Source organism: Thermococcus sp. (genome assembly GCF_027066465.1).
In the GTDB taxonomy this organism is placed as follows: domain Archaea; phylum Methanobacteriota_B; class Thermococci; order Thermococcales; family Thermococcaceae; genus Thermococcus.
This window is the reverse complement of the sequence record NZ_JAMONU010000070.1, coordinates 1-2835: the sequence shown is the minus strand read 5'-3', so window position 1 is coordinate 2835 and position 2835 is coordinate 1. Positions and strand designations below refer to the sequence as shown.

The window sequence follows — 2835 nt, the reverse complement described above, 5'->3', positions numbered from 1 at the left end:
CCTATGCCCGCGATAGCCTAACGACAAAACTTCCGGAGGTGCCAGAAATGGCTGAGGAGCACGTCGTCTACATCGGAAAGAAGCCGGTTATGAACTACGTCCTCGCCGTGATAACCCAGTTCAACGAGGGCGCTAAGGAGGTCAGCATCAAGGCTCGCGGTAGGGCTATCAGCAGGGCCGTTGACGTCGCCGAGATTGTCAGGAACAGGTTCCTCCCAGAGGTCAGGGTTAAGGAGATTAAGATAGGCACCGAGGAGCTTCCGACTGCCGACGGCAGAACCGCCAACACCTCAACTATCGAGATTATCCTCGAGAAGCCGTGAATTTAATCCCTTTCCTTTTCCTTAGGGTTTCTGCTTACACTGATTTTTCATAAGTCTTTCGACGATTTCTCCCCATGTTCTTGGCTCCCGTGCCATTTAAAGTCATTGTTTTGTTTATGAAGAAACTTTTTTAAGAGTGCCCAATCAACCCCAACCTGTGAGGTGGTAACATGGCCGCAATGATGACCGTGGGACAGGTGGTCAAGAGAAAAGCAGTGGTCGTTAGGCCGGATGACACAGTGGAGCGTGTCGCAAGGATACTCTCCAGGCACAAAGTTGGAAGCGCCGTCGTCGTTGAAAACGATGAGATAGTCGGTGTCATTACCGATAGAGACATACTCGACAAGGTCGTTGCGAAGGGACGCGACCCCAAGACGGTAAGGGTTCGTGAGGTCATGACAAAGAACCCGGTGACCATAGAGGACGACTACGACATCGGCGATGCCATAGACAAAATGATGGAGAAGGGCATAAGGAGACTCCTCGTAACGCGCCTCGGAAAGCCGGTTGGGTTCGTCACGGCCGCTGACCTTCTGGCGGCGCTGAACACCATGAACAGCGAGGAAGAGGAGGAAGAGGTCGAGGAAACTGAAGTTTACGGCATCTGCGAGCTCTGCGGTCAGTACGGCCCGCTCTACAAGGTCTACATAGAGGGCCAGGAAAGATGGATTTGCGAGAGCTGTAAGGACAGCCTCAACCTATAGCTTTCAGCTCTCTCATTATCTCATCGAGGATTATCCCAAACTCCATGTTCCTGTTCTCAACGCTTAGAACGTGGGTCTTTCCGAGGGGCCTGAACTTGTCAACCATTCTTCTGTGGACAACCGCCAGAAGGGGTTTGTCCGAGTTCAGCACCTCGCCAATAGCTTTTACGAACTCGTCGCTCTTGTACTCCATCGGGCCGATTTCGTCTATGACAATCAAATCCGCCTCAACTAGAGCGCGCCTTATCGCCGAAACGCCAACTCTCTCAAGCTCGTCAACGTGGACGACGTACTTTCCGAAGGGAACCCCGAGCAAGTGCGACGTTCCGCGCAGGCTCGCGAGCGTTCCCTCCTCACCAGTGTCGAGGGCGATGATTTTGAAGCCTATCCTCCTTCCGTTTCGCCTAACTTCCTTAGTTATCATGCCTCCAACGATGTAGCCCCATCTCTCAACTTCCCTCGCGACCCTCTCGACGAGCGTCGTCTTCCCAACCCCTGCCGGGCCGGTCACGAAAACCCTTACCATTTTCACCACCGAAGGAGCTTTAAGTTCCTCCCTTAAACCCTTTGGGGTGGTAGCTGTGGAGATAAGGTATAAGCCTGAGGAACTCACCAGACTTCCGAGAACCGTTCGCTATGAGACGGGAAAGGTTATCATGATTGACCAGACGCTTCTGCCGAGGGAGTTCAGGACCATCGAGCTGAGAACCGTTGACGAAGTCGCCGATGCAATCATCACGATGAAGGTGCGCGGAGCTCCGGCCATTGGAGCGGCGGCCGCCTTCGGCCTGGCCCTCTACGCGGACACGAGTAAAGCCAAAACCAGGGATGAGTTCATGGACGGCTTTTACAGGGCCTACGACAGGCTGAGGAACACACGCCCCACCGCCGTAAACCTCTTCTGGGCGCTCAACAGGATTAAGAAGCTCGTCGAGGAGAACGCCGAGAGCCCCCTGGAGGAAATAAGGAAGCTCATAGTTGCGGAGGCCCAGAGGATAGCGGACGAAGACGTCGAGGCGAACCTAAGGATGGGCCACTACGGTGCCGAGGCCCTGCCGGAGGGCAACGTTCTCACCCACTGCAACGCGGGGAGCCTGGCTACGGTCCAGCTCGGAACCGTTGGAGCCGTTCTGCGCGTGATGAACAAGGACGGAACGCTGAAGCTCCTCTGGGTGGACGAGACGAGGCCCGTCCTTCAGGGGGCCAGGCTTTCCGCGTGGGAGTACCACTACGACGGAATTCCACTGAAACTAATAACTGACAACATGGCCGGCTTCGTGATGCAGCAGGGAAAAGTCGATGCAATAATAGTCGGCGCCGACAGGATAGTGGCCAACGGCGACTTCGCCAACAAGATAGGCACCTACACCCTGGCGGTTCTCGCGAAGGAGCACGGGATACCGTTCTTTACGGTGGCACCGCTCTCGACGATTGACCTCTCTCTAAAAAGCGGAAAGGAGATACCGATTGAGGAGCGGAAGCCGGAGGAAGTCTTAACCTGTGGCGGTTGCAGAATCGCCCCAGATGTGGACGTCTACAACCCGGCATTCGACGTTACACCGCACAGGTATCTGACCGGCATAATAACAGATAGGGGCGTCGTTTACCCGCCGTTTGAGAGGAACCTGAAGAGGTTGTTCAAGGAAGAACCTTGAAGTCCCTCTCTCCATATTTCCTAGTGCCTCTCCCTTACGATGTCCTCACTCAGCTCACCCTTAACGGACTTCAGAAGCTCCCGAACTTCCTCTATTGAAGGGGCTTTCTTTAGGAACTTCTTCAGGTGGGGATACGTTATCATCAGCTGGGCG

4 protein-coding genes are annotated in these 2835 nt (G+C 54.6%); 3 read left to right on the top strand and 1 reads right to left on the bottom strand.

Annotated features, from left to right (window positions below):
* Positions 1 to 47: 47 nt before the first annotated feature.
* Positions 48 to 323 (top strand): DNA-binding protein Alba, encoded by a 276-nt coding sequence (gene albA / locus MVK46_RS03200; protein WP_013467275.1) that lies wholly within the window; start codon positions 48 to 50, stop codon positions 321 to 323.
* A gap of 170 nt (positions 324 to 493) precedes the next feature.
* Positions 494 to 1027: a CBS domain-containing protein gene (locus tag MVK46_RS03195; protein WP_297535208.1), complete on the top strand. Its 534-nt coding sequence runs from the start codon at positions 494 to 496 to the stop codon at positions 1025 to 1027.
* Here MVK46_RS03195 and MVK46_RS03190 read toward each other — a convergent pair.
* Complete coding sequence (locus tag MVK46_RS03190) at positions 1017 to 1553, bottom strand: NTPase (RefSeq protein WP_297535209.1); 537 nt, start codon at positions 1551 to 1553, stop codon at positions 1017 to 1019. The two genes, MVK46_RS03195 and MVK46_RS03190, sit on opposite strands and share 11 nt — an antisense overlap.
* A gap of 55 nt (positions 1554 to 1608) precedes the next feature.
* Here MVK46_RS03190 and mtnA point away from each other — a divergent pair, with 55 nt between their 5' ends.
* The gene (gene mtnA, locus MVK46_RS03185) at positions 1609 to 2682 is read left to right on the top strand and encodes an S-methyl-5-thioribose-1-phosphate isomerase (RefSeq protein ID WP_297535207.1); all 1074 of its coding nucleotides are present in this window, start codon (positions 1609 to 1611) and stop codon (positions 2680 to 2682) included.
* Positions 2683 to 2835 lie beyond the last annotated feature (153 nt).

Coding starts and splice junctions, on each gene's coding strand:
- albA (WP_013467275.1), top strand. CDS start 48: ATGGCTGAGGAGCACGTCGTCTACATCGGAAAGAAGCCGGTTATGAAC.
- MVK46_RS03195 (WP_297535208.1), top strand. CDS start 494: ATGGCCGCAATGATGACCGTGGGACAGGTGGTCAAGAGAAAAGCAGTG.
- MVK46_RS03190 (WP_297535209.1), bottom strand. CDS start 1,553: ATGGTAAGGGTTTTCGTGACCGGCCCGGCAGGGGTTGGGAAGACGACG.